Here is a 25,706-nt window from a genome sequence, read left to right as displayed (position 1 = left end):
TCAGCGCAGAAGGCCGAGCTTTGGGAGCGATGGAAGCAAGGTCAGAGCATTTCGTCGATCTCGCGATGCGTTCGGCATCTTGCGCTGTCGCGCCTTCGCCGACGATCTCGAAGCCTCCGATCTCCAACAGGCTGCGCGTCACGCCTTCGCGAAACAGCTGATGATCATCGACAATAGCGATACGGATAACGCTAATCATGCTTGCTCCTACGCGCCACGTCTAGGGAAGGCCGCCCGCAATGTAAGCCGATCGCTAGGTCCACTGGCTTTAAAGGCCGGTTGGTATAATCCAGGGGTTGGTGTCATACCCGAGGCGCGGCTTTTCCAGCTTGGTTCCGTCTGGCAATTTAGCTGTTCCGGTCAAGTTGCAGTCAAGCTGTACCTTCGGTTTCTTGCTCGAATGTTTGGTAGAGCATAGGGCCGTAGCATCACTGACCCCCGCCTTCTTCTCCTTGGCAACGGCGACGCCAGTTGCAGCGATCATGAGTGCCGAACAAACTATAACCACTCTCATCGTACTTCCCCACGGTTGCGCATCCCCAAGATGCTGGGAGGTGACGTTACGGCACTTTAATATTAGCGCAAGCAAATGTTCAGCGACTTACGCTTTCCCGCTTGGCGCAGCCCGCTGGAGCCGGAAGTCAGCGCCCTGAGCCAGGCGCCACACTGTCTTCGTCGGTCGGACGTGTTTTGGCCAATTCGCCCTATCGAAGTTGCGATCAAAGCCTCACCGCAATAAGCAGTGGTCGCACACGGCAGGCAGTTTCCACCAAGCGAGGCGGTTGTCGTGCGATGCCTTCTGCATGTTGGCAGTCCCTCTTTCCTAGAATCGCTCATCCGCGGCGACCCACCCATCGACAGCCTCATCTTCGCCAAGGTCGCAGCATAATCGGGTGCCCAACCTGGTAGGAGTATCCTATGAACATCCGAATTCTTGTGGCCGCAGGGGTCGTCACGCTGGCTGGCTCACTGGACGCTCCGGCAAAGGCGCAAGAGACGTTCTACGGCTACGATTGCACTTATAACTGCTCGGGACAACAAGCTGGGTACAATTGGGCGCAAAGGAACGACATCACCGACGAGCGCGATTGCGACGCCGATAGCCGATCCTTCAACGAAGGCTGCCAAGCGTACGTTGAGGAGCAGAACCGTCAGCCTGACGATGGAAACGACGACCAAGATGACGGCGAATGAACATCCTGCGTAGCCGGTGCCGCGGTCGCTTCCCACCCGACCCACCCCCTCTCTGCCGAAGATCGGTCTCCGATCAGCCCGCGCCCGCGCATTTTCTTTATATTAGCAACAGCGCATACCTTTGCCGCGCGGCGCCTAAAGCGGAGACCAAATGGGCGGCTATAACGCCTGGCATGATGCTATTCACGACCATCAGGTCGAAGGTTTCGCTTCGGAGAATGGTTTGGCTGCGGACCTGGTCTGGGAGTTGATCTTAAAACACGGCAACAGCCGCAAGGCCGTGATCAAAGCTGCGCAGGGTTTAAAACGTGGTGCCAGGCAACACCCCAGCCGAGCCGAGGCCCCCGCTGACGATGAGCGTGGTCCGACGAAAGCATAATCGGCTTGCCCCGAAAAAAGGCCCCAAGTCGGCTGGGCCCGGCGGCCACCTCTAGCGAGCCAGCTGCTCCGCGGCTCGTTGTAGGTCTTCGCGGCCAGTTCATGCGAGGCGCTTGGCGAGCTTTGCGAGTGTCGAGCGTGAGCAGTTTGTCGCCCTCAGGATGATGTTCCAACTCTGTCCCTTCCGAAGCATGGCTATGATGGCGTCGTTGCGTTCAGTGTCCTCGGGCCGGCCCCTCATGCGCCCCTCGGCCTTCGCCGTTGCGATTCCTTGAGCTTGCCTGCGACGACGGTCGTCGTAGTCCTTGCGGGCGATGGCGGCGAGCATGTCGAGCAGCATTCCGTTTATCGCGTCAACCATCCGCCCGGTGAGGGCATCCTCAGTCTTCAGCATCATGTGCGAGGTCGGCAAGTCCAGCGCCACGACCTTGACCTCTCGGTCCTTAATCTCGCGCTTGAGCTGGTCCCAGTCCTTGTCCGAGAGGCGGCTCAGGCGGTCGACCTGTTCGGTGAGCAGGATGTCGCCGGGCCTGCTGTCCCTGAGCAGCCGGAATAGCTCTGGCCTGCGCAGCGAATCCCCGCTCTCGTTCTCCTCGTAGGTTGCAGCGATAGTCAGTCCTCGCTCTCGGCAGAACGCTTCAAGGTCACCCCGTGCTCGTCCTGCATCCTGCTCCCTTGTCGAAGCTCTGAGGTAGGCTCGAACGAATGTCATGATGTGCGCCCCGGTTCGGTTTGACTGGTTCACTAATAAACGGTTCGCTTTGACTAGTCAAAGGGCATTTATCGAACCAGACTCGACCCGGTTCGAAAAGGGCACACCTTAGAGAACCTTGGATTGAGCCGGCGGTGTTTCTGCTGTTCGAACGCGTCTTGTTCCTTTCGGCGCTTCGGGTTTGCCGACCTCACGCACCGCATCGAGGGAATGCATCTGCAGTCTTTTGCATGGGGTTGTTTCTTAGTTTTGCTGGTGGCCCCACCCCCCTGCAAGGCATCGCATTCTACAAGTGATCAGGATTCGCTTTACCAGCTCCATGACTTTCACAGTGGTCGATGAGGCCCAAATGGACGTGGAGATGACGCTGCCCATCGAGGGCTTATAAGTCGGTGCTCCGTTCCGATGACTTTTGTTGTCTGCCGAAGGCAAGACATCTACGGCAATTGGAGCGGAGGATCCGAAGCTCTGGGCCATTCCAACTGACTGCAATCAAAGCGGTCGGACTTTCAGCAAAAAATCAGCAACCGTTCAGGACAAGAAGGCCGCGATAGACCATCCTTATTCCAACAGCCCAGGGGTGCAATAATCACACCGTCGGAGATTGGTTATGTACATCAAGGCAGAAGCACCGTTCCCATCCGCCGAACTGGCAAGAGAGGAACTGCTACGCTTCCTTTCCACGGGATTCGCGGGCTCCTGTCTGGGCGAGAGCAACGAGATGTTGACCTACCTCGAGACGACAGCGTCCATTGGCAAGCCAGGCGCTCCCGCCCTCAAGCGTTCAAGGCCGCAACTGCGCTTTCGCAGCTTCTTTTCAACCTGGAGACTGTTTCCAGCTTGATTTTCTACCATGATGCCGCTCCGATGATGGCAGCGCAATCAGGCGCGTCTATGGGGCAAGGACTTGGCGCTACAGATTGGCAGCGCGGTTCTCGACATTGAGCGGGGCACTCTCCGGCGCAATGGCGAGATCGTGCCGATACGACCCAAGACCTTGGAGTTGCTGACCTACCTCGCACGAAATCCCGGTCGGGTACTTAGCAAGGTAGAATTGCTGGAGGCCGTATGGCGGGGGATTGTCGTCTCCGAGGATTCGCTCACCCAGTCGGTCCGCGACGCTCGCAAATCGATCGGCGATGAAGCACAGGTCCTGATCAGAACGGTGCCTCGCCGCGGCTACCTGCTCCAGGTGCCCGAGACCGGGAATGTTGCGACGCCATGCGCGGAGGCTTTGAGAGCGGAGCCGATGGTGGCCGTGCTGCCGTTGCGGGTCGATGCCGCCGACACCGTTGGCAAGGCGCTGTTCGACGGTGCAGTCGAAGAGATCACCAATGCCCTATCGTGTTTCAAGACTGTTGCGGTGTTGGCGCGGTATTCCGCTTTCGCATTGGCGCAAAATTCTGGCGCAGAGCTTCGCGCCACCGCCCAGGGTCTAGGGGTCGATTATATCGCCGAGGGCTACGTCGAGGGCGGAGGCGCCGACTATACCGCCCGCATAGAGCTTTCCGAGACGACGTCGGGCCGGCGCGCCTGGGGGCAGAGCTTCAGCTTCACCAAGGGTGAAATCTTTGCGTTCCAGACGTTGGTCGCGCAAAGGATCGCCACCGCACTGGTCGCCAACATAGAAAATGCTGTCATGCGTCGGGGATCGGTGGCGCCGCCAACCGCCAACGTCGATGCTTATCTCCACTTCCTTCGTGGTAAGGAACTGCTCCGCAGCTATGGAGCGGGTGTCAACGAAGCGGCACGGGACCATTTTGTCAAAGCAATCGAACTCGATCCAACTGCAGGGCTCGCCCACGCTTATCTCGCACTTGCTGATGTGATCATCGGTGGCTACGGCGATGCGCCACGAGGAGTGCTTGACCAGGCGCGCGACCGGGCGTTGCATGCAATCGCCCTCAGCCCCGACGAAGCGCGCTGCCACCGCATGTTGGCGCTTACGCTGCTTTATCGCGGGCGTGACGAATACGACTCGGTCGAGGAGCATTTCACTCGCGCGCTTGATCTCAATCCCTACGACGCCGATACGCTTGCCCAGACCGGCTATCTTCGGGCACTGCGCGGTGATGCCAAGGCCGGACTGGACCTGCTCGACAAGGCAGTTCAGCTCAACCCAATTCATCCGCCCTGGTATTATTACGACCGCGGCGAGGCCTTGCTGATCGCCGGGCGTTACCGGGATGCTGCCGCGTCTTTCGCATGCCTTCCTCGCAAGAGCGCCTGGCAATGGGCTCGACTTGCGGTGTGCTACGCCGCTACGGGCGACGGCGACAAAGCACTCGCTTGCGTCAGGCACGGTCACGCGTTGGTACCGGATCTCACGATCGCGCAGATCGTCAATGAATGCCGGATGGAACGGGCCGAAGACCGCGAGCAATTGCGTCAGGGTCTGTTGGTTGCCGGATGGGACGCAAACATTTAAGTGCTCGGCGGCATACGCCTACGATTTCTCGGGGCGACTGTGTATTTTCGCCTGGTCGACCGAAGACATTGCAGAGGCGTCCATCCACATCGCGCCTATGGCATGGTCCTCCGTATCAGCCAGATCGCGGTAATACATAAACCCATGATCTTCGACTGGATTGATGTCGGCTGTGCAGACTGCGCTGCCTTAATGGCGACTGTATCACCGACCTTCATGTTGTCCTTCGTCATAAGGCGAGTCTGGCGCTGCAACCGGGCTCGTCGAGCGGTTGCTAATGGAACGTTCGATCAGCCAGAGGCTTTAAAGAAATAGAGCCGAGGCTCTCAGCCGTTTTGGACGAGTAACGCTGATGCGTCGAATGATTTTGGCTTTCGTTTGCATTCTGTGCTCCACCGCCTTGGTTCAGGCGCGGCCGTGGCAGCATTTCGGGGTCAAGGAATTTGGCTTCATATTCGACGTTCCACCCGGCTTTGCGCTATCGCAGCGTTCGGACCAGGGTGCGGCTTTCGAAGGCGAAAAGCAGGCGTTCCTGGCCGTGTGGGGCGCTCGGCTAGGCAAAGCCAGCTTTGAAGCCGAAATCGAGCATCGCATGAGGCAGGACGAAAGAGACGGTTGGAGGTTGACGTATAGACGCCTTACGCCGACATGGGCCAGCTATTCGGGGATCAGAGGCGGCCAGATCAGGTATGTCCGCGCCATCCAAGTATGCGCCGACCGTGCCGCGCTGTTTACGATCAACTATAATCGGGATGAAAAAGTGCCATACGATCCGGTTGTCGTTCGCATGGTGAGATCGTTAAGGGCCGAAGGGTGCTAGCGCTGCTAAGATCGAAGGTTCACGGTCACTGCCGTGCAGCTCGTTTGAGCGTGCTCGGTCATAGCATGTACGCTGTATAAGCATGACCTTGTGTTAGACTGCGCTAATATCGTGAATGAATGGTGAAAGGCAGATAAGCGGTCCACTCAGGATCGGCGGCGGTGCCTTGCCGCTTTTGACACGGTTCGCCTCTGGCCGTGGCCAAGCGTCTCATGAAGCATCACCTGCCTCAGGTCCCGCATATCTACCGGCTTGCCGCAGGTCGGGCAGGTGTAGAAATGCCGCCGCTCGTCAGCGAGATCCCCGCCGGCATACTTTCCTACAATTGGCGGTCCTACAGTGTGGCCTTGCGCCATACCCGTTCTTCCATCAACTTTCGCTAAAATGCGAGGAACTGGACGACCTCAAACGGCTTGAGTCCGGTCCTGGAGTAGCGAGTGCATGAGTAACGCGCCTGTGCGCCTGAAGTTCATCCAACCTATGGAGCCCGAGCTGGTCGACCAGCCGCCGAAGGGCGCTGGCTGGAGCCATGAGATGAAATTCGATGGCTACAGAACGCAGCTCATCAAGGACGACGACGACATTCGTCTTTTCACAAAGTCAGGCATAGACTGGTCCGCGAAGTACAAGCCGATCGCCAAGGAAGCCGAAGGCCTCAAGGCCGACAGCTTCATCATCGAGGGCGAGATGATCGTCCTCAACGAAAAGGGCCTGTCCGACTTCCATTCTTTGCGCTCAGCCTTCACGCGCCGGCCGCAAGATTTGTACCTAGTCGCCTTCGATCTCCTGTACCTAAACGGCCACGACCTGCGTGATATGCCCCTCCAGGACCGCAGGGAGGTGCTGCATGCGCTTATCCCGGCCGGTGGGCATATTCAGGTCTCCGAGGCTTTGCCGGGCACCGGCGACGCCGTTTACCACCTCGCTTGCGAAGCCAACCTGGAAGGCATCGTCTCGAAGCGCCTCGACAGCGTCTACCGGTCCGGCGCGACCATGAACTGGCGGAAGATCAAATGCTATGTCGAGAAGGAGATGGACATCATCGGCGTGCAGCGCGAAGCGGGTAAGCCGGCCATGGTGCTGATGGCCGACAAGGGCCGCTATATGGGCGGCGCCTTCGTGACCTTCAAAGCCGACAAACGGCAGGCCCTCTGGGATCGCGTGCAGGGCAAAGTTGGTGCTCCGCCTCCCAAGGGATTGGCAAAGCAGAAGGCCGAATGGCTTCGGCCGGGGCTCGTCGGACGGGTGAAGTTCCTCAAGGGCGAGGAGACGTTACGTCATGCCTCGCTGAAGGATTATCGTGAGGATTGAGGGAGTGCCGCAATGCCGATGCGTCAAAAAGCACACGAAGCCGGGGTTTTACTGCCGGCGGATCTGAACCTTCTCGCCAGGGTGTTCGACAGGTTGAAAATTGACGGCCAGACTGCCGATCAATGTGAGGCTCTGGCGTCCCGCATCCTCGCCAACTTCATGGCCGGCATCGAGGATGAGGAAGAGCTTGTTTCACTCTCAAGGCTACCTCTGGGCCGCTCACACATATCGTAAACGGCATCGCGTTCGTCCACAGTGGGTCCCTCTATCTGTTGCCGCCCAGCTACACCCTTTACCTGAAACTCCATTAGGAAAGCCTGGTGCGGGGCTTGCTGGGTTCGGGCGGACCATGCGGGGAAAGGGGCGCACAACTAAGTTTGAGGGAGGATGACCCGTCGGCTTAGGTCGGCGGGTCGGCGGTCCGTGACTCGTCACCAGCCGCACGGTATTCGCTTTGACCGCAATCCCGAGATCCGTGCCGCCGACCATCACCGTGCCGTCATCCACCCGCGTGACCTCGCCCCTCAGCTCGATCGTCTGTCCGCTGCTGATATGAGGCGTCGTGTCGACGATCGAATGCGGCTGGTCGTATGACGGGATCAGCACGCTCACCCGGTCCTCCGACACGCGCTTGCGCACGGTTGCCGTGATCGCCACCTCGTCGCCGACCTTGATGCCGCCCTTCGCCATGGGAGGATTCTGGGGCAGCGAACGCCTTCGTCAAGCTAGTTCTAATGTAAGTCAATTCGTCTGCAACCAACGACGCTGCTACGGATTGTAGCTTCAGGTGGTCGATCCCTCAGGGGTGTAGCCGCATAGAAATCGCAGGAGCCCGTCGCCAATATCTCCCGAGTTGGAGGTGGGCTTTTGTGTCCTCTAAGCTCTGATGCTTGAGGCGGGGGGCTTGCCCCTCAACTCGCGGGACTTGCCCCTCAACTCGCGCATTTTCAACGCTTGCACGAACGCTATGGCCGCATTGTCGCACTTCTGACGCGAGGGTCCATTCGAGTGCAGGATCACCGCTGCGGCGCGTTTTGTGAGGCCGTACTTTTCGGCGAAAAGATCGACATCGTAAGGACAGATATCGGATGTCGGATCACTGCTCGTAGACAATTTGCTCATAACACTCTCGAGTTGCTCGACGAGCATGAACGCGTGGACTTCTGCTTGGTTGCGAGCGACGGGCGTTACCTCGACCAGGGTCGTCAGATCGTCATTCAGGGTTGCGCGGGTGAGGCTTGACTGGATCGAGGCGTCGCCTGATTTCGTCAGGCGCAAAGCCTTTGTTGAAGAGCACCAGGATGCACTCGGCCAGACGGTCGCGTTCTTGCTGGTCGCCAGAGATGCCCATCTCTTTCGCGTACTCTTCAAGCAGCAGAGCCAATGCAGCCAGTTGTTCAGGGTCGGCAATACCCCACAAAGTCCGATGCATCGCATTTCCCTCGTTCGAGCGGGGCGAAAGCGTGATCGACTCTTTCAAGCGTCCGTAGCCTTATAGATCGGACGACGGGTGGATTGTACGCTTTTTACAGGCCGGCGCCATTCACAATGACATACGGCGTTAACTTGCCGAACCTCTCCTGCCCGATCAGCACTGCCTACATTGGGATCTGCTCAAGACCATCTATTGCCACGAGTGCCGCGGCGCCGGCCGCGATGATCGCAGTTCACAAATCACGCGATTACCCCGGAGCAGCGGAAGGGCTGGACGCCATGCCCTTAGGGTCCAGGACCTCCCGTCGCCGCTGGTACATCCGCAGTCAGCGACGGAGGTCGAGGAGCGGCCCAGCATCGCTGACGGGGTCGGCCAGCAAGCGCCGGGCCTAACCGGGGTACTTCGGCTCGGGTAAATATATGCTCTCGCCGAAATAGTAGGCACATATCCATAAGGACGACGTGGGAGTAGTCGCTTTGCGAGCCTGAGCTGCTGCCGTTTATAGGCGGTTAGCCACGTGAAGCACTTCACAAATCGCTAATGCAACTCAGTGGTATGCTTCTCAGTCGGGATTTCCCGATCGCTCAAACCTGGGAGAACGTCCATGCCTGGTGGTGTGCCCGAAATCGAGAAGAAGGTGGACCCATTTGACGAACACAGTATGGCCCACACTTGGAAGCACGGTACAGGCTATGAGCCCGGCGGCGGGGGTGATGGCACACAGGATGTTGCTGGCTCGCAACCTTACTACGCAAACTGCGGGGATTGTCCGGGCGACGGGATAAGTGGCGGCTGGGTAGGCCCAAATCGCTCAACGCGGGCTGAAGCTCAAGCCGATGCTGACGCCCACAACAGGAGCAATCCGGGTCACGGGGCTGTAGTGATGTCGCTGAAGTAATCGAGACCACAGGCCACTGGACTGCCAATCCGCACCCTTGCTAATAGTCCCGACTTATGCATCATCCGCGCGTTGATTCACGAGGCGCGGCATGACTGAGATCGAGGTCGAGGGCGTCGGCATCTATCGTCTGCCCAACGATTGGCAGTACGGGCGCCTCGGTCAACGGGGGGCGAGAAGCGCCATACTGCGGTCCTGGGCTTCGGTGCGGCATGACCGTCCGCCAGTTCTCAAAAACTGCCCCTGGACAGGCAGCAGGCGTTTCACAGGGCGTATCTTGCGCTGATGTCGCAAACCGGAGCCCGAGCCGGCCGACAACGACGCTGTAACGCTGCCCAGCGGCCGCTGGTCGACCCAGCTCAAGGTCAGGGTCGGGTGCTGGCTCATGCACATAAAGTTAACGCTACCACACGGGCATTTCGGGCCGTGGGTCGAGAAGCAGCCGGGCCTGTCCCGCAAGATGGCCCTGCAATGCATGGCGCTAGCGCGGGCGTATCAGGATCGTCGGCAGGCGGCATAGAGCACGCGCCTAGAAACTGACGAAAATCAAAGCCGGCGCATTAACTGGGCGTATAATCGCTCAATGTGGGAGAGTATCCTAACCGTGCCCTTTTTCCGGATGCTGGAGCTCGCCGTTCTGGACGAGGAGGGCATGCATCCGCTCGTGTTCCCCTGCGAGAAAACGCTTGAGGGCTGGAAGCACGCGCTCACTGGAATGCTTGTCGATGTTTCCCCTACCCATTGGCGCCATTGGGGCGAAGGGGACGAGCAAACCTAAGTTCACGATCGTTCTAGGTTGGCTTACGTCGGTGGATTGCGCACGCGATCTTCCAGATCCCTCTGCTTTTCTCCGGTCGAGGCCAGCCGGTTGAAGGCGTATTCGGCAAGTATGGAGCCGGCGAAGAGGATTAGGAGCGGCGCGGTCCACGTCCAGAAAGAATGCAAGGCGAAAAAGGCCAAGCCAGCGGCAGCGGCCGAAACCGCAAAGATCGCGAATCGGATCATCTGGGCCATGTTGGTCTCTTGCGTCCACTCTCTTTGATCTCGCCAGCATGCGGCAAGCCACAGAGAAGCGCCAGGGTGCGAGAGGCAAACCGGCGTTGTAGAACCAGCGGCGAGTAAGAACCCGCGCGGCAACATCTCACAGCGGCTTAATCTGCCGGCGCCGACCTTCTGATGCCAGTTCCTTCGCAAGAGGTGCACCTGATTGTGCACACCGGGCAGCCTTTCTGGTGGGTGCCGGATGGGCAGCAGGTTCCGCCCGTAGCTTTCCAGCGTCTGCAGGCGAATACCTTGCCGCCGCCCTGGCAGACTGGGCATGTAAGCTTTCTGAAGTCGACCAATTTCCGCCCCACCCGAGCGACGGTTTAGATCGGGGCGTCCTAGAGGCCGGTGACGTAGATGGATATGCTGGCGCCGATCGCGGCGAGGCCGATCATGAAAATCATGAACGCCTCAAAGCCATTACCGCCGTTGCCGATCCTGTCCATCGCACTCCCCATCCTAAGCGATTAAGCCGGCTTCTAACGTGCTTCGCGTCAGAAGGTTGCGCGGCGAAAAGAAAAGCGTGCTAGCTGGACATGTCGCACTACGGGATCAGAATTTGACAACAGCGCGGACAAGCTCGACCAATTCTCATCTGCTGCCAAGGCCGCGCTCAAGCGAAAAGTCGCGTAAGGTTGCAGGCAACGCTCTGCGGGTGAACGACAACAGCGTCGACGGAGAGGAGCCCGCATCCAACCGCAAGGAATGACGTGGCGGCGGGCGACACCTCGCCCGCTCTTGCTAGCGCATCAATCCTGCCGCACGCAGTGCATCCTCGATTGCCTTGGCAATCCCTTCCTTCGGGCTGCTTGCGGCGACAGCTTCCGGACCGGGATCGGTACGGACAGGCCGTAGCTTCTCCTTCGGCGCAAACGGTTGCAACGCGGCGCCTTCGACTGGCTGGGCTTTCGCCGTGCGATGCGTGCCCGATTCGGTCAGCCCCCAGAAGCGGGAGACGTGGCGTGTCGAGGAGATTCCGACATCCAGCATAAACGGCCCCGCCCTGCCTAGGCCGTCGCCACCGCTCGCCTGCAGCGGCGTGCCATGGCCCATGCCGGCAATAATGTATTTCTCCATCACCTCGTTGCCATCGGCGTCGCACCATACCTGCCGCATCTGTCCATCGACTGTTTCTTTTCGAGCTGAGTTGCCCCTCACTCCGTGAACCTCTTGCCACTGCGCTATGATCGCCTCCGCGTTGGAGGGTGCGACCGTATTGTCGGCGCTGCCCTGCCAGACTGAAATCTTCGGCCATGGTCCTTGATGAAGCGAAGCTCCCGCCAGGTGCCGTTGCAGGTCCGATGAGGAGGGGCCTCCATGGCCACGCATACGATCGAAGGCTTCCGGGATCGTGGACGCGCTGCCATACGCAAGGCCTGCCATGATTGCTCCGCCGGCGAATACCTCCGGGTATGTCGCCAACATCGCCGCAGCCATAGCGCCGCCGGCGGAAAGACCGGTGATAAAGATGCGCCGTCGGTCCAGGCCATGTTTTATTACCATGGCTTCGATCATCTGGCGGATAGAGAGCACCTCTCCTCGATCGCGGGCGATGTCCTCGGGCACGAACCAGTTGAAGCAGAGATTGGGATTGTTGACGCGCTGCTGCTCCGGGAACAACACCGCAAATCCTTCCTCGGCTGCGAGCCGCGACCAGCCTGATCCGTAATCGTAGCCAGCCGCGGTCTGCGTGCAACCATGGAGTACAACCACCAATGGGGCTCCGTGCGGCAGATTCTCACCCTCATAAAAACGCGCCCGCAAGGCACCGGGATTGGATCCGAAGGCCGCCAAATCGGACAAAGTATCGTGGTCTTGTTGTGGGAAAAGCCCCGTCCGTCCTCGCATGGCGGCAAGACGAGCAATCGTGTCTGAGATGTTGCGCAAATCGATATTCCTGGACCGCCGGAATGGCGGAAGCGGAGCACAATGCCTTGTCCACCACATCGTTGTTGCACTGCACAATGACAAGCTTACGCTGGGGAATCCTGGAGGTTTGCTGGCTTAGGTCAAAAGTCCGGTCAATCAGTCCGGCTCCGCAACCTAGGGCTATCTGGCAGATTAGCTGGATGAACTGGATTGATTGGCAAGCCAACTTGCCGGACGCAGCCGGGTGCGACGTTTACTGGGCGAGGTCATATCCATAGTGAGCAGCCCGCCCTTCTTCATCGAGGAAAGGGTGAGCGATCGCCTCGTTGAGATTCATTTCCGCCCCCTTTCGGCGTCGGCTCTGCACAGCAGCTAGCCAGTGCTCAAGCTGGCTCTCCCCGAAGCGAGCGGCTTGACGAACTGGTGGCTCCTCCATCTAGTGAGTTGCCGTAAGTGGGGAAAAAAATGTTCGGTCGCTGCCTGATTGTCTCACTGTTAGCTGCGGCGCCGAACGGAAAAGGCCATTCGCTACATGGCAAAACGATGCGGGCTCATTCCATATATGGAGCGGGGGCGCTTGCCGAGCCTCACGCTCGTCCATCCGCGCGGCGACACGGGCGAGGTCAGTTCGCGCTTCGTGCTTCGCGTTTGGGCGACCGACATTGATCTTCGAAACGGCCATCTGACGGAACTCTGGATCGGGTCCGTTGTCGAAGAACAACTGGGTAATCGCTTCCCCCTCTTCACGGTATCGCAGGCGGAGCCCGACGCGAACGGACCTCATGAGACGGGCAAACGATACCAGGTTTCACTCCTTCGCAAGTGGCGCACATGACTGTCCTGGTCCTCCTCAATGCAAGCGCCGGCACTATCCAGCGCGCCGACTACGATGTCCAAGCATTCGTTCGAAACGGGCTTCAGACGCGCGGATTGGAAGCCGAGGTGCGAATGGCGGGCGGGAGCCAGATCGCGGAGATGGCCCATAGCTTTGCCATGGCGAAATCACCCGGCGACAAACGTAAGACGCTCGTGATCGGCGGCGGTGATGGCACCATTGGTTCCGCCGCATCAGCGGTCGCGGGAACGGAAGTCGTGCTGGGCGTTCTGCCACTCGGCACCCTCAATCATTTCGCCCGGGATCTCGGTTTGTCGAACGATCTGGGCGCGGCCATGGACACAATCGCCGCGGGCCATGTGGAGCAGATCGACGTTGCGGAGGTGAACGGCATGGTCTTCCTTAACAACTCATCGATCGGCATTTATCCGTTTCTTGTCGCCGAACGGAGCGTTGAACAGAAGCGGCTGGGGGTGGGAAAGCTTGCCGCGCTCGGTCCGGCGCTCGTCCGCACGCTCAAGGCTTCATCGTGGAAGAGGGTGAGGATTTCGATCGGTAACGAGCGAAGCCAAAAGGCGCTTTGCGTGTTCGTTGGCAACAATTTCTACGATCTGCGCGCGCTCGGCCACCGCGGCAATCTTACGTCCGGTGAGCTGTGCGTCTACGTCGTGAAGCCTCAGTCCTGGCTGGGGCTCGCGCTGCTGCCGTTCAAGGCTGTGCTGGGGTTGATCGACCCAGTCCGAGATGTCGAGCTATTCAGGGTTCAAACACTGGAGATCAGATCGCGCCGACGACACCTGCGCATTGCGCTGGACGGCGAGACAGTTGAGGCGATACCGCCGTTGCAATACCGAATTCGGCCGCGATCGTTGCGGGTGATCGCGCCCGCCATGAAAACCGCGGCACCCGTGGGGGGTTAAGCGTACCCCTGTTCTCCCTCACAGCAGCGACTCAGTCCGCTTACCGCCGTTGCCATCCGAGGTGATCCGGAAAACATCGAGATCAATACCAGTGACGTGCCCGCATTGGGCCCGATCTGCGTCCGTTCCGCCTTCGGGAAGCACAGCCGACTGTTCTCGCTCGTCCTTATGTCGACTGCAGTGCCGCGGCTGCGTTCACCGAAACCGCGCCCATCAGCGCGGGCGTCCGCGAAGGTTTGCCGCCGCAACACCGAGAGAGTTCTGCGCCCGACGTTTTGACGCGCATCAAGAACGCAGACCGGCTCTTGTCTGTTATAGGGCGAGTGGGGCAGGTATATGAACAAACCTCTCGCAGGCAAAACTGCCCATACTGGCATGCCGGCGCCCGTCGTGCTGGTGCCGAAGCCGTCAGCACTGCCTCCGGTGCCGTCAGTTCCGCACTCGCGGCGCATCTGGATAGTCGGCGCCTTGTTCTCGCTTTCCGTTGTCGCCGCGGTTGCGCTCGGCCGGTGGCTATCCGGCCGGTAGCGGCGGAGTGGTGCGGTACAATACTGCAACGGTTTCGCGCGGGGACGTAACACGCACCGTCATCGCCACCTTGCAGCGGTAGGGCTTGTTGGTGCCGCCCGCGAGGAGATAGACGCCCCGAGCTGTTCGCGCGCTTCGGCTGCCGCATAGACCGCCCCCAAAGGGCACGATGGATCAGCGCTTCCATGGAGCGCTTCATTGCGGCGCGTATGGCACGACCTTCCTGTCCGGGTTCGACAATGGACAGGTCCCTTCTTCTTGAGCAACTCGTTGGATTGGCCGAATTGTTTCCGAGTGCCCCGAGCGCTCGGACCGAAATATATAAAACTCCTGGCGGCGGACTGGATGGTGCTTCTTACTCCAAGCGGCGACGCCAACTCGTAGTTCCGGCAAGTCTGCCGGCACTCTGGCATGACGCATTCTACAACGCACCGATCTGGCCTTCGCTATGCACCCTAGACGTGACTGCTAGGGTCTGGACAAGGCCTGCAATCGTAAGATTTGAAGACCGCAGCATGCCTTGGCTAAGCTGATCGCCGCGTCGCAGGCTGTTCAGTAAGCAGGAATGGCCACTCCCAGTGCGGTGTTCTGCGCTACTCCACCGTCACCGATTTCGCCAGGTTGCGCGGCTGGTCGACGTCGGTGCCCATGAAAACCGCTGTGAAATAGGCCAGCATCTGGATCGGCAGCGCGTAGATGATCGGCGCGATGATCTCCGGCACCTCGGGCAGGATGATCGTCTCCATCGTCTTGATGCCGGCCTGCGCCGCGCCCTTCTTGTCGGTGATCAGGATGATCTTTCCGCCGCGCGCCGCCACTTCCTGCATGTTCGAGACGGTCTTTTCGAAGATACGGTCATGCGGCGCGATCACGATCACCGGCATGTTCTCGTCGATCAGCGCGATGGGCCCGTGCTTCAGCTCGCCGGCGGCATAGCCTTCGGCATGGATGTAGGAGATTTCCTTCAGTTTCAGCGCGCCTTCCATGGCCAGCGGGAAATTCGTGTCGCGGCCAAGATAGAGCACGTCCTTGTAGCGCGAGAGCTCGCGCGAGATGCGCTCGATCTGCCCGTCCAGTTTCAGCACCTGGGTGGCGAAGCGCGGCGCCTCCGAAAGCTCGCGCACGAGCTGCTTCTCCTGCTCGCGCGAAATCGTGCCGCGCGCCACGCCCGCGCGGACGGCAAGCGCGGCCAGGACGGAGAGCTGGCAGGTAAAAGCCTTGGTCGAAGCGACACCGATCTCCGGCCCGGCCAACGTCGGCAGCACGACATCGGATTCGCGCGCCATGGTCGATTCACGCACATTGACGACGGCGCCGATCTTCATGCCGGCCTGGCGGCAATAGCGCAGTGAGGCCAGCGTATCGGCGGTCTCGCCCGACTGTGAGATGAAGAAGGCCGCGTCGTTCGCCGACAGCGGCATCTCGCGATAGCGGAACTCGGAGGCGACATCGATATCGACCGGCAGACGGGCATAGCGCTCGAACCAGTATTTCGAGATCAGCCCGGCGAGATAGGCGGTTCCGCAGGCCGAGAGCGCCAGCCGGCCGATCCTGGCGAAGTCGAACGGCAGGTCGAGCGGCTTCGACACGCCCGAGACGAAATCCACGTAATGCGCCAGCGTGTGCGAGATCACCTCCGGCTGCTCGTGGATCTCTTTTTCCATGAAATGCCGGCGGTTGCCCTTGTCGACCATGAAGCTGGTCGACAGCGACTGCTGGCGCTTGCGGTCGACCTTTTTGCCGTCGATGTCGTAGATGGTGACGCTGTTGTGGCGCACCACCGCCCAGTCGCCGTCCTCGAGATAGGTGATCGAGTTGGTGAAGGGCGCCAGCGCGATGGCGTCCGAGCCGAGGAACATTTTATCGCGCCCATGTCCAATCGCGAGCGGCGGGCCGTTGCGGGCGCCGACGATGAGGTCTTCGTCCCCCTTGAACACGATCGCCAGGGCGAAGGCGCCCGAGAGGCGCTTTAGCGACGCATGCGCGGCTTCCACCGGCTTCAGCCCCCTTGCGAGTTCGCGCGCCACCAGATGGGCGACGACCTCGGTGTCGGTCTGCGAGGAGAAGCTGTAGCCATCGCGGATCAGTTCGTCGCGCAGCTCGGCAAAATTCTCGATGATGCCGTTATGGACGATGGCAACGCCATCGGAAAAATGCGGATGCGCGTTGGTCTCGTTGGGCACGCCATGCGTCGCCCAACGCGTGTGGCCGATGCCGATCGTGCCGCCGAGCGGCTCGTCCTTCAGCCGGCGTTCGAGGTTGACGAGCTTGCCTTCGGCGCGGCGTCGGCCAAGTTCGCCCTTCTCGATGGTGGCAACACCGGCAGAGTCGTAGCCGCGATACTCAAGCCGCCTCAGCACATCGACAATAAGCGGCGCGACTTCCTGCCGGCCGACGATCCCTACGATACCGCACATCGCGCTTGCCCTCCGATGAGAATACCGGGCCTGGACTTTTAGCGACGATAATACGCCCGCTTGACGCGGCGCTGATCGTTCGTTTGAAGGAGCGGTACTTAGGACGGTGCGGAACTCTCGGACGGCCTGACCCCTCGAGGTTCATTCGAGCATGCTCGGCTACCGGAGCGGGAAATTCCGGAACGGCTCCTCCAGATCAATAGCGGATAGCGCCAACGGTTCGAACGGGCCACTCCTCAACAGACAGCCACAGACGCGCAGCGGCTGACCGTCAAAGAGTAGTTTGCGTGAATGACAACCCGCTGTCTGACGGGACCCATTCTGGGGCATTTACATGAGGGCGGTGAGCTTTCGATAACGTTTCGAGGCTAGCCTTGAGCCGGTCTCGTGCTCGCCAACAGACCGAAGGTCCTGCCTTTTGAAGAAATTGCCCTGGGAAGCCGCAAGGGATTCGGAAGCGCAAGAAATTGCATCGCTGGCTAAGTTGGCGAGAAGTTCCTTCAGTGTGCACGGCGTCGATCTTGAGGTGGAGATCGAACATCTCGAAGCCCAAGTGCAGCGCTTTTCAACGGTCATCGATAACATTTCACAAGGCATCTGCTTGTTTGATGGCGAAGAGCGGCTGATACTATCGAACCGCCGATACTGCGAGATCTACCGGCTCTCTCCTGACCACTTGCTTACCGGTATGCCGCTCGGGGAAATTGTAGCGCATCGCATCGCTGCCGGCACCTGCGCGATGTCCGTCGATGCCTATCTTGCTTTGGCCCGGTCGGTCAATTCGGATACGGGACCGCGAACGTGGACTGCCACACTACCCAACGGCCGCATAATACAGGTTTGTCACCAGCCGATGGCGGGCGGGGGTTGGATTTCAACCCATGAGGACGTCACGGAGCTGGCGGCAACGCGTCAGATTGCCGATGAACGGATATCCCTTCAGACGTTGATCGATTGGGTCCCGGACTATCTTTGGGTCAAGGACGCGCAAAGCCGCTTCATTGTGGTCAACCGGGCGCTCGCGACCGACAGTGGCCGGGCGAAGACCAGCGATATGATCGGGTTGACCGATTTCGATCTTCATGCCCCCGACCTGGCGAGCAAGTTTCGGGCGATGGAACTGCATCTCCTGCAAACCGGTCAACCGGTTTTCGACAAGGAAGAATTCGTCGTTGATGCCTCAGGCGCGGGCAAATGGCTCTCCTCGACCAAGGTGCCGCTGCGCAACGAGCAAAATGAGATCCTGGGTGTGGTTGGCATCGCCCATGACATCACCGGGCGCAAGAAGGCGGACCTGTTGCGGGATGGACAGGCCCAGATCCTCGAGATGATTGCAACGGGAGTGCCGCTCGAGGAGGTGCTTGGCCGCCTGGTGCTTCTGATGGAATCCCAACTCACCGGGATATTCGGCTCTGTGTTGCTTCTCGACAAGGACGGCAAGCACTTGCGTCATGGCGCTGCTCCCAGCTTGGCAAAAGGCTATATCAAGGCCATTGATGGGGTCGCCATCGGACCCAAGGTCGGCTCCTGCGGCACTGCTGTGTTTCGACGCGAGCCAGTGATCGTGACAGATGTTGCGCTTGACCCGCTGTGGGAGGAATATCGCGATCTGGCAATGGGCTACGGATATCGCTCTTGCTGGTCGACCCCCATCATCTCCCATCAAGGCGCAGTTCTGGGCGTCTTTGCAATGTATTCCATGACGGCACGCTCACCCGCCGAAGCTGAAACGCGCCTGATCGACTTCACCACTCGCATCGCCGGAATCGCGATTGAAAGGAAAGTGGCTGAAGACCAGATCCACTTCATGGCCAACCACGATGTACTGACGGGCCTTCCCAACCGAGCGCTGCTCGGGGACCGGCTGTCGCAGGCGATCCTGCATGCCCAAAGATATGATCGATGGGTTACAGTGGTCTTCATTGATCTGGATAATTTCAAGCTCATCAACGACACGCTGGGTCACAATGCCGGTGACAGGCTACTCCAGACCCTGGCCGAGCGAATGGTGGCTTGCGTGAAATCGACTGATACCGTCGTTCGGCTTGGCGGCGACGAGTTTGTGCTTGTCCTGTTCGACCAGCCCAAGAACGTCGATCTTATCGCAGAAACCCTCCAGGAAGCGCGCACGGCAATAGCCGAGCCGATTCAGTTGGGCAACCGTTGGGTAAGGACGACAGCGAGTATCGGCATCGCAAACTATCCTAAAGATGGGACGGTCCCGGAGACCCTCATAGCCAATGCGGACGCGGCGATGTATCGGGCAAAACAAGTGGGGCGCGATAATTTTCAGTTCTACGCACCTGAATTCAACACCAGAGCGCACGAGCGCTTCCTCTTGCAAGAGGAACTGAGGAATGCCCTGGCTCGCTCCGAGTTCGTGCTGCTCTACCAGCCGCAGGTGGATCTGCGCAGCGGACGCGTGTTCGCAGTCGAGGCGTTGATCCGCTGGACTCACCCGACACTCGGCGCAATGCTCCCAGTGAGCTTCATCCCCACGGCTGAAGAGACAGGGCTTATCGTGCCGATTGGCGATTGGGTCCTCCATGAGGCTTGCCGACAGAACAAGGCGTGGCGGGACGCAGGATTGCCGCCGATCAGCGTTTGCGTGAACGTCTCTGCCCGTCAGTTCAGGGAAAGGAACCTGGTTGAACGTGTGGTCCACGCGCTTGGCGAAAGCCAGATGGGGGGTGACTCCCTGGAACTGGAAGTTACTGAGAGCCTTATCATGCAGGACATTGAGCTCACAGTTTCGACGATGAATGAACTTCGGGCCCTAGGTGTCCGGATTTCGATCGACGATTTCGGGACGGGCTACTCAAGTCTCAGTGCCCTCAAAACCTTCCCAGTTGGCCGACTCAAGATCGATAAATCCTTTATCAAGGACGTTGCCCGCAACCCAGAGGATCGGGCTGTGGCGAGCGCCATCATATCACTCGGTCAAAAGCTCGGTATGCGTGTTGTGGCGGAAGGGGTCGAGACAGAGGAGCAGGTAGAGTTCCTCCGCAGCAACAATTGCGATGAGATCCAGGGCCACCATTTCAGCAGGCCCGTCTCTCCCGAGGAAATTGTGCGTTTGCTGCGAGGGCGTGACACTTAGACCTCTCGGCCACGGGAATTGACTGTCGCAGGTGACGTGACCCATGCCGGCGCGGTGAGCAGGAGGGTCTTCGCACCCAGTGGCCCCATAGCCTGGCGACTGAGAGGCAATACGGGTTCCATCAGCCGATCGCCTTTCGATGCACTTGTTCCAGACCGAGGTCCGATGCCGCCTAGCATTGGTCCATGGCGTGAAACAATTGGCCCGCCGGATCATTGGAGCCACGGGTAGAATAGACCTCGTTAACCAAGACGCCAAGCGGGGCGCCCTTTGCTCGCAGCTGGGCTGGGAAATTGAACGGTGCGATTGCAGTGCCAATCCCTCAGTATCTAAACGATGAGAAGCTCAGCTTTGAATGCCCACGGTGCCACCATCCGATTGTTCGGAAAGGCTCATGGTTCAAGGTCATCGCCGCCTTCGAATGTCCTGCTTGCGGCGCAACATTGCGCCTTGGATATCCGGAAAAACTGCGAATTTTTGAACGCCACAAGCATCTGGTTGGTCGGGCTCTCGATCGGTAGATTATGACGATGGAAGGAGGCGGCAGAGATCGTTTCGTGTCGACATCGTCTGTTTGAACGGCGATAAATTAGGCGACGGTGGTACTTTGAGGTCAGCCGACCTTGCCCAGGTCGGTTAGGCCCGATGGTTCACGAGTCGTACCCCAACGAAGGAGCTGTCGGGCCGCTTTTTGGGGTCTAGGATCGCCAATTGCCCGTTGCATGGGAACGGCGCTGCTCGACAATAGTCTCGACGCGTGAACTAACAGCAGATAATTCACTATCATCTACAGCGCCGATCCCGAACCTCGATGGCGCACGGGCTGTGAAAACTGTGTTATGCGTGCAGGGCATCGGGTTCATAACGACGCTGAGGTCCTACAACAGGCGAGCCTGCTCCTAGCTGTGGCTGCTTCCGTTCTTCGGCAGGCACCCCCATCAGGTTTGGTAGAAGTCCCGATACCATTGGACGAAACGCGGGACTCCAATTTCAACCGGGATCGTAGGTCTGAACCCGGTTGCCTTCTCTAGGGAGCTGACATCAGCGTAGGTAGCCACCACGTCACCGGGTTGAAGGGGCATGTGGTTGCGGTTGGCCTTTCTGCCTAGAGCATCCTCCAGAACTTGGATTAATCGATTGAGCTCAACCGGGGAGCTGCCGCCTATGTTGTGAATTCTGAAGGGCGCGTTGCTACTGGCAGGGTCAGGCGCGGCACTGCTCCATTCCGAATTGGCTCTTGCGGGCTGCTCCATCACACGCACCACGCCCTCGACGATGTCATCGATATAGGTGAAATCACGTTGCATGTTGCCGTGGTTGAAAACGTCGATCGGCTCACCGGCAAGTATGGCCTTGGTGAAGATGAACAACGCCATATCGGGCCGGCCCCATGGCCCGTAAACCGTGAAGAACCGCAGCCCCGTCGTCGGGAGTCCAAGGAGATGGCTGTAGGTATGAGCCATCAGTTCATTGGCTTTCTTGCTGGCGGCGTACAAGCTCAACGGATGGTCAGCGGAATCTCTCTCACAAAACGGCATCCGGGTGCTGCCACCATAGATCGAACTCGAGGACGCATACACCAGGTGGCGAACCGAAGCGTGACGGCATCCCTCAAGGACATTGAGGAACCCTCTGAGATTGCTTTCCCCATAGGCGTGAGGATTGGTCAGCGAATAGCGGACGCCGGCCTGAGCCGCGAGATTGACGACGATTTCTGGGTCGCAGGAGCCGAAAAGCGCCAAAACGCGGTGCCAATCGGCGAGATCGACATGCTGGAATTGGAAATGCGGATATTCTTGCAACCTGTCGAGCCGGGCTCGTTTGAGGTTGACGTCATAATAGTCATTCATGGAATCGAGCCCGACGACTTTCCAGCCGTCGCAAAGCAGCCTTCGGCAAAGGTGAAAGCCGATGAACCCGGCTGCTCCAGTGATCAAAACGGGCCTGCTTGGTTCCATCGAATGTCCCCGAAATTACAGTCCGCCTAATCCAGCGAGCGTGTTCACTTCGCGTCTATTCATCCCAGGGCGCATCATCAGAATGATCGATGAAAGTTCCGCCATGCCGTTCCATAACCGAACATTACCTCTAGTTCAGGCAGGCCATGCTCCCGGCGTACTTGAAAGCAACCGCGGCGGATCAGCACCTTGATGAGGCCCCTCTTGCGTTGGGGGCCTCGGGGTGGACTGAAGTGCCTGCCTACGCACTCGATCGTGAAGGGCCTGTCCTGCGCCCCTATCTGCCATTGCCGGTCGGGTTTGCGGGTATTGGGATCGGCACTCACCTGGAGAGCGTCGTGAGGCGACATCCCGATAAAATCGCAATCCGTGATGGCGTCGATGAACTCTCATATTCGGCTCTCGGCGCGGCAGTCCAAAACGTGTCCCGCCGGATAGCCACGGTTGTGCCCGAAGGCAGAACGGTGGGTATCTGCCAGCCAAATCCGGCCTGGAACATTGTCGCCATGCTGGCAACGATCACCGCCGGGCGGATTTCGGTGCCGCTTAACGCAAGGAATCCGGACGCCCGGATCATGGAAATTGTGTCAGCAGCCCGCCTCTTCGCGATGTTGGGCCCGGGCGACAGGCCTGATGACCTGCCTGCCGATGTCGAATGGCTCGATATGGCGGCATGCTTGCTCCCGGACGATAGCCTTTCAGCCCCCCCCCTTCCGTCGCCCTCGGTCGATCAGCCGGCGATTATTCTCTATACGTCAGGCAGCACGGGGCGACCCAAGGGCATAGTCAACAGCCAACGCGCCCTGCTTTGGCGTGTCCAACAATATGTCGATGCATGTCACATCAATTCAGAGGATGTCTTTCTTCCCTTGACAGGTGCGGCCACGATTGCCGGCTGTCGCGAAATCCTGGCAGCCGTCCTCACAGGCGCCACTTTGCAGCTCGCCGACTTGGAAGCAATCGGCTTGCGCGGCGTTCGCGCCAGGATCCATGGCACGACCATCACGTACATGGTGCCCGCTTTGCTCCGCACGCTCCTGGCTGGCGCTCCCCCTGAAATGTTCACCTCGCTCCGAGTAGTCCGAATCGGTGGCGAAAAGATATTGTGGGGCGATATTGCGCTTGTGCGAAAAGCGGTTTCAACGGATTGCCTTGTTCAGATCGGCTATTCGTCGACAGAAACGACCGGATCACAGTGGTTTTTGCCCCCTGAACCGCCAGGCGACGAGGCGAATGTGCCGGTTGGGCGCCTCCTACCGGGATTATCCTTTGCGATCATGGACGAGGAGGGCCGTGCTGCCCCCGCCGGCATGACGGGCGAGCTCGTCGTAAAGAGCCCTTACGTGCTCCTCGGGCACTGGGAGAATGGCGCGTTAGTTCCTGCCGAAGTAGATCCGGCCACCCCAGATGAGCGGATTTTTGCGACCGGCGATCTCGTGCAATTGGGCGGCGACGGCCTGCTCAGAATCATTGGCCGAAAAGGTCGCCAGATAAAGATCAACGGCCGACGCATTGAGCCGGCCGAACTCGAGAGGGTGATGCGATCGGCCTCATGCGTTCAGGACGCGGTAGCGGTGGTGACGGAGGCCAACGAACTTATCGCGTTTGCAATTCCGAACAATGCTGCTGGCCCAGAGTTCATCGACGACCTTCGTCGGCTGATTGCAAACGCATTGCCGTCAGCATTGCGGCCACTGCGTCTACACCGGGTGGACCACATCCCGCTTGTTAGCGGTGGAAAAGTCGACACAGCGAAACTCGGGAAGATCGATCATCTGGCCAAGAAGCCGATCATAGTCGCCGATCCACCAAGTTCGACAAGCAACCTCAAAGTACACCAGGTGGTGCAAAAGGCATGGCACAAGGTTCTCAACACACAAGCAGCCGCAGGGCGATGGGATGAAGCTGGAGGGGACTCGCTCAAGCTGCTGCACTGCGTCATGGAAATCGAGACGCTGGTCGGCCAGGAGCTGGGCCTTGAGAGCTTCACGGTTGGGATGACCGCGGACGAGATGGTGACGGCGGTTGTCGCGGCGCAAACGACTTCTTCTGGCAAAGCCGCCGCGGATCATGATCCGCCGCTGCTTTTCCTGTTTCCCGGATCGGTTGGCTACGGCCCAAGCCTTGCCGCCTTCGCATCGGCGATGCGGGCCACTGCCAAGGTAGTGCCGGTTCGCTACCCAGGTCTCGCAATGATCCTCAAGGGGCAGCGTGATCTGGCAAGCATGGCGGATGCTGCGGTCCAACAGATCAATCGCGTCCAGCCCTCGGGAAATGTTCGGCTTCTTGGCCACTCGCTCGGCGGAGCGGTTGCCATGGAAGTCGCCGTGCGTCTGCTTGAGGCTGGCCGGTCCGTAAAGTTCGTGGGCATTCTCGACACCAGCCTCGAGGGGGAGCGAAGCCGCCTCTGGGATACGGTCGCCCGCACGATGCGCCGGCTTCGCTCGAACCGCATCTCATTTCATCGCGTCGCATGCCGCGCCCTGGCGAAAATCATGGTAAGGATCGGCCATGAAGCCGGCCTCGCGAAAGCGATCGACCGCTATACCGATGGTCAGTTCAATGGGGCGTGCTTCCGCATCAAGCTCGAGCTGCAGGAAGTGTTGAGGGCTCAAGCGTTTTTCCGCTGGCTGGAGGAACCCAAGGCGGCACTTGCCATCCATGGCACGCTGTTTCGCTGTGCCCGTCCGGGCATGTCGCTCGCCATTGGTTGGGATCGGGTCTTCAGCGACCTTCAGGTTGTCCCGATCGTCGGCAGCCACATCGATCTGGTCGCGGAGCCTCATGTCGCGATCAACAGACCGCTGATCGAAAAAGCCGTTCTGGAGACTTATACGCCAGCCGAATCTACGCAACTGGGGGCCCAAGCAGCGTGATTTCGACATTCAACAGGCAAGCATTGGAATTGGACCCCGCCAAGGAGGCGGACCGCATCATATCGTCGATACGCGAGCAGGTTCTGGTCACGCTCCGGCGGCGCGGCGTGGTTGTAGGATTGTCTGGCGGCATAGATAGTTCCGTTGTCGCGTCCTTGTGCGTACGTGCATTCGGGAAGGACAAGGTGCTCGGGATATTCATGCCGGAGCGAGACTCCTCCGGAGACTCCCTGAGGCTGGGACGCGTGATAGCGGACCAGCTCGGCATTGCCACCTTGATTGAAGACATCGCTCCGGCACTCGATGCCATAGGCGCGTATAGACGACAGATTGAGGCTATCCGCTCCGTCGTTCCTGACTATGGCGAAGGTTGGAAATGCAAGTTGGTGTTGACCTCGATCCTGGAGAGTCAGGGCCTCAACATCACCCGTCTCACAGTTCAGGACCCGGACGGCAAGACCAACACAGTGCGACTACCGCTCGCAGCTTATCTACAGATTGTTGCGGCGACCAACTACAAGCAGCGCATTCGCAAGATGACAGAGTATTATCATGCGGACCGTCTCGGTTACGCGGTGGCCGGAACCCCCAACCGGCTCGAATATGACCAGGGTTTTTTTGTCAAACAGGGGGACGGCATCGCCGACTTCCTGCCAATCGTCCACCTCTACAAAACCCAGGTCTATCAGCTGGCTGAATATCTCGAAGTGGACGAGGAAATCCGCCGAAGGCCCCCAACCACCGACACATTCTCGCTGGCCCAAAGTCAGGAGGAATTCTACTTTGCCCTGCCCTATCAACTGACGGATCTGTGCCTCTATGGCATCAATCATGGAATAGGCGTTGACGAAGTCGCCGCGGCCGCAGGCCTCACCGGCAGCCAGGTCGAAAAGGTCTTCAGGGACATCGAAGCCAAACGCCGCGGCGCACGGTATCTACACTCTCGCCCGCTGCCATCCGTGCCTATGGATGTGGACTGAGCC

General features: G+C 59.3%; 20 protein-coding genes and 1 pseudogene. 13 read left to right on the top strand and 8 right to left on the bottom strand.

The window, feature by feature from the left end; genetic code table 11:
- Positions 1-55: 55 nt before the first annotated feature.
- Positions 56-199, bottom strand: a pseudogene (locus ACR64R_RS28620) (DNA-binding response regulator); the annotation flags it as partial.
- 719 nt (positions 200-918) lie between these two features.
- On the opposite strand from ACR64R_RS28620, the gene ACR64R_RS28615 reads away from it, so the two are divergent.
- The gene (locus ACR64R_RS28615; protein ID WP_487359566.1) at positions 919-1,194 is read left to right on the top strand and encodes a hypothetical protein; all 276 of its coding nucleotides are present in this window, start codon (positions 919-921) and stop codon (positions 1,192-1,194) included.
- Positions 1,195-1,345: 151 nt separating this feature from the next.
- Positions 1,346-1,573, top strand: a complete 228-nt coding sequence (locus ACR64R_RS28610) for a hypothetical protein (protein ID WP_487359565.1) — start codon at positions 1,346-1,348, stop codon at positions 1,571-1,573.
- 99 nt (positions 1,574-1,672) lie between these two features.
- Here ACR64R_RS28610 and ACR64R_RS28605 read toward each other — a convergent pair whose 3' ends face one another.
- Positions 1,673-2,284, bottom strand: coding sequence for a recombinase family protein (locus tag ACR64R_RS28605; protein WP_487359564.1), 612 nt, complete (start codon positions 2,282-2,284; stop codon positions 1,673-1,675).
- 610 nt (positions 2,285-2,894) lie between these two features.
- Between ACR64R_RS28605 and ACR64R_RS28600 the strand changes: the two genes are divergently transcribed.
- From ACR64R_RS28600 to ACR64R_RS28580, 5 genes are all read left to right on the top strand, one after another.
- Entirely contained in the window at positions 2,895-3,128 is a 234-nt protein-coding gene (locus ACR64R_RS28600) for a hypothetical protein (protein WP_487359563.1), read from the top strand.
- 63 nt (positions 3,129-3,191) lie between these two features.
- Positions 3,192-4,712, top strand: coding sequence for a winged helix-turn-helix domain-containing protein (locus ACR64R_RS28595; RefSeq protein WP_487359562.1), 1,521 nt, complete (start codon positions 3,192-3,194; stop codon positions 4,710-4,712).
- A gap of 352 nt (positions 4,713-5,064) precedes the next feature.
- Positions 5,065-5,532 (top strand): hypothetical protein, encoded by a 468-nt coding sequence (locus tag ACR64R_RS28590; RefSeq protein ID WP_487359561.1) that lies wholly within the window; start codon positions 5,065-5,067, stop codon positions 5,530-5,532.
- 456 nt (positions 5,533-5,988) lie between these two features.
- Positions 5,989-6,843, top strand: a complete 855-nt coding sequence (locus tag ACR64R_RS28585) for an ATP-dependent DNA ligase (RefSeq protein ID WP_487362571.1) — start codon at positions 5,989-5,991, stop codon at positions 6,841-6,843.
- Between the two features lie 12 nt (positions 6,844-6,855).
- Entirely contained in the window at positions 6,856-7,077 is a 222-nt protein-coding gene (locus ACR64R_RS28580) for a hypothetical protein (RefSeq protein ID WP_487359560.1), read from the top strand.
- Here the strand turns inward: ACR64R_RS28580 and ACR64R_RS28575 are convergent.
- A complete protein-coding gene (locus ACR64R_RS28575) occupies positions 7,063-7,533 on the bottom strand; it encodes a hypothetical protein (RefSeq protein WP_487359559.1) in 471 nt (156 codons plus the stop codon). The genes ACR64R_RS28580 and ACR64R_RS28575 overlap by 15 nt on opposite strands.
- A 523-nt stretch (positions 7,534-8,056) precedes the next feature.
- Positions 8,057-8,323 carry a hypothetical protein gene (locus ACR64R_RS28570; protein WP_487359558.1) on the bottom strand — a complete coding sequence of 89 codons (267 nt, stop codon included), beginning with the start codon at positions 8,321-8,323 and terminating at the stop codon, positions 8,057-8,059.
- Between the two features lie 1,184 nt (positions 8,324-9,507).
- Between ACR64R_RS28570 and ACR64R_RS28565 the strand changes: the two genes are divergently transcribed.
- A complete protein-coding gene (locus tag ACR64R_RS28565; protein ID WP_487362570.1) occupies positions 9,508-9,696 on the top strand; it encodes a DUF3102 domain-containing protein in 189 nt (62 codons plus the stop codon).
- A 281-nt stretch (positions 9,697-9,977) separates the two neighbouring features.
- On the opposite strand, the gene ACR64R_RS28560 is transcribed toward ACR64R_RS28565, so the two are convergent.
- A complete protein-coding gene (locus ACR64R_RS28560; RefSeq protein WP_487359557.1) occupies positions 9,978-10,496 on the bottom strand; it encodes a hypothetical protein in 519 nt (172 codons plus the stop codon).
- A gap of 465 nt (positions 10,497-10,961) precedes the next feature.
- The gene (locus tag ACR64R_RS28555) at positions 10,962-12,107 is read right to left on the bottom strand and encodes an extracellular catalytic domain type 1 short-chain-length polyhydroxyalkanoate depolymerase (RefSeq protein WP_487359556.1); all 1,146 of its coding nucleotides are present in this window, start codon (positions 12,105-12,107) and stop codon (positions 10,962-10,964) included.
- Positions 12,108-12,666: 559 nt separating this feature from the next.
- Here ACR64R_RS28555 and ACR64R_RS28550 point away from each other — a divergent pair.
- Both ACR64R_RS28550 and ACR64R_RS28545 read left to right on the top strand, forming a co-directional pair.
- Positions 12,667-12,924 carry a hypothetical protein gene (locus ACR64R_RS28550; protein WP_487359555.1) on the top strand — a complete coding sequence of 86 codons (258 nt, stop codon included), beginning with the start codon at positions 12,667-12,669 and terminating at the stop codon, positions 12,922-12,924.
- On the top strand, positions 12,921-13,844 hold the full coding sequence (locus tag ACR64R_RS28545; RefSeq protein WP_487359554.1) for a diacylglycerol/lipid kinase family protein: 924 nt from the start codon (positions 12,921-12,923) through the stop codon (positions 13,842-13,844). The genes ACR64R_RS28550 and ACR64R_RS28545 overlap by 4 nt, the downstream gene beginning before the upstream one ends.
- Positions 13,845-14,965: 1,121 nt before the next feature.
- On the opposite strand, the gene glmS is transcribed toward ACR64R_RS28545, so the two are convergent.
- Entirely contained in the window at positions 14,966-16,789 is a 1,824-nt protein-coding gene (glmS, locus tag ACR64R_RS28540; RefSeq protein ID WP_487359553.1) for a glutamine--fructose-6-phosphate transaminase (isomerizing), read from the bottom strand.
- 418 nt (positions 16,790-17,207) lie between these two features.
- Here glmS and ACR64R_RS28535 point away from each other — a divergent pair, with 418 nt between their 5' ends.
- Positions 17,208-19,889 (top strand): EAL domain-containing protein, encoded by a 2,682-nt coding sequence (locus ACR64R_RS28535; protein WP_487359552.1) that lies wholly within the window; start codon positions 17,208-17,210, stop codon positions 19,887-19,889.
- Between the two features lie 938 nt (positions 19,890-20,827).
- Here ACR64R_RS28535 and ACR64R_RS28530 read toward each other — a convergent pair.
- Entirely contained in the window at positions 20,828-21,847 is a 1,020-nt protein-coding gene (locus tag ACR64R_RS28530; RefSeq protein WP_487359551.1) for an NAD-dependent epimerase, read from the bottom strand.
- Between the two features lie 233 nt (positions 21,848-22,080).
- Between ACR64R_RS28530 and ACR64R_RS28525 the strand changes: the two genes are divergently transcribed.
- Both ACR64R_RS28525 and nadE read left to right on the top strand, forming a co-directional pair.
- A complete protein-coding gene (locus tag ACR64R_RS28525) occupies positions 22,081-24,723 on the top strand; it encodes an AMP-binding protein (protein ID WP_487359550.1) in 2,643 nt (880 codons plus the stop codon).
- Positions 24,720-25,703, top strand: a complete 984-nt coding sequence (gene nadE / locus ACR64R_RS28520; RefSeq protein WP_487359549.1) for an NAD(+) synthase — start codon at positions 24,720-24,722, stop codon at positions 25,701-25,703. The genes ACR64R_RS28525 and nadE overlap by 4 nt, the downstream gene beginning before the upstream one ends.
- The last annotated feature ends 3 nt before the right edge of the window (positions 25,704-25,706 follow it).

The organism is Mesorhizobium sp. MC2-1-1 (genome assembly GCF_057597255.1).
This window is presented reverse-complemented; position numbering and strand designations above follow the sequence as displayed.

What these genes read in the sequence shown, in the direction of transcription:
- ACR64R_RS28615 (WP_487359566.1), top strand. Translation starts at nt 919, where the DNA reads ATGAACATCCGAATTCTTGTGGCCGCAGGGGTCGTCACGCTGGCTGGC.
- ACR64R_RS28610 (WP_487359565.1), top strand. Translation starts at nt 1,346, where the DNA reads ATGGGCGGCTATAACGCCTGGCATGATGCTATTCACGACCATCAGGTC.
- ACR64R_RS28605 (WP_487359564.1), bottom strand. Translation starts at nt 2,284, where the DNA reads ATGACATTCGTTCGAGCCTACCTCAGAGCTTCGACAAGGGAGCAGGAT.
- ACR64R_RS28600 (WP_487359563.1), top strand. Translation starts at nt 2,895, where the DNA reads ATGTACATCAAGGCAGAAGCACCGTTCCCATCCGCCGAACTGGCAAGA.
- ACR64R_RS28590 (WP_487359561.1), top strand. Translation starts at nt 5,065, where the DNA reads ATGCGTCGAATGATTTTGGCTTTCGTTTGCATTCTGTGCTCCACCGCC.
- ACR64R_RS28580 (WP_487359560.1), top strand. Translation starts at nt 6,856, where the DNA reads ATGCCGATGCGTCAAAAAGCACACGAAGCCGGGGTTTTACTGCCGGCG.
- ACR64R_RS28575 (WP_487359559.1), bottom strand. Translation starts at nt 7,533, where the DNA reads ATGGCGAAGGGCGGCATCAAGGTCGGCGACGAGGTGGCGATCACGGCA.
- ACR64R_RS28560 (WP_487359557.1), bottom strand. Translation starts at nt 10,496, where the DNA reads ATGCCCAGTCTGCCAGGGCGGCGGCAAGGTATTCGCCTGCAGACGCTG.
- ACR64R_RS28545 (WP_487359554.1), top strand. Translation starts at nt 12,921, where the DNA reads ATGACTGTCCTGGTCCTCCTCAATGCAAGCGCCGGCACTATCCAGCGC.
- glmS (WP_487359553.1), bottom strand. Translation starts at nt 16,789, where the DNA reads ATGTGCGGTATCGTAGGGATCGTCGGCCGGCAGGAAGTCGCGCCGCTT.
- ACR64R_RS28530 (WP_487359551.1), bottom strand. Translation starts at nt 21,847, where the DNA reads ATGGAACCAAGCAGGCCCGTTTTGATCACTGGAGCAGCCGGGTTCATC.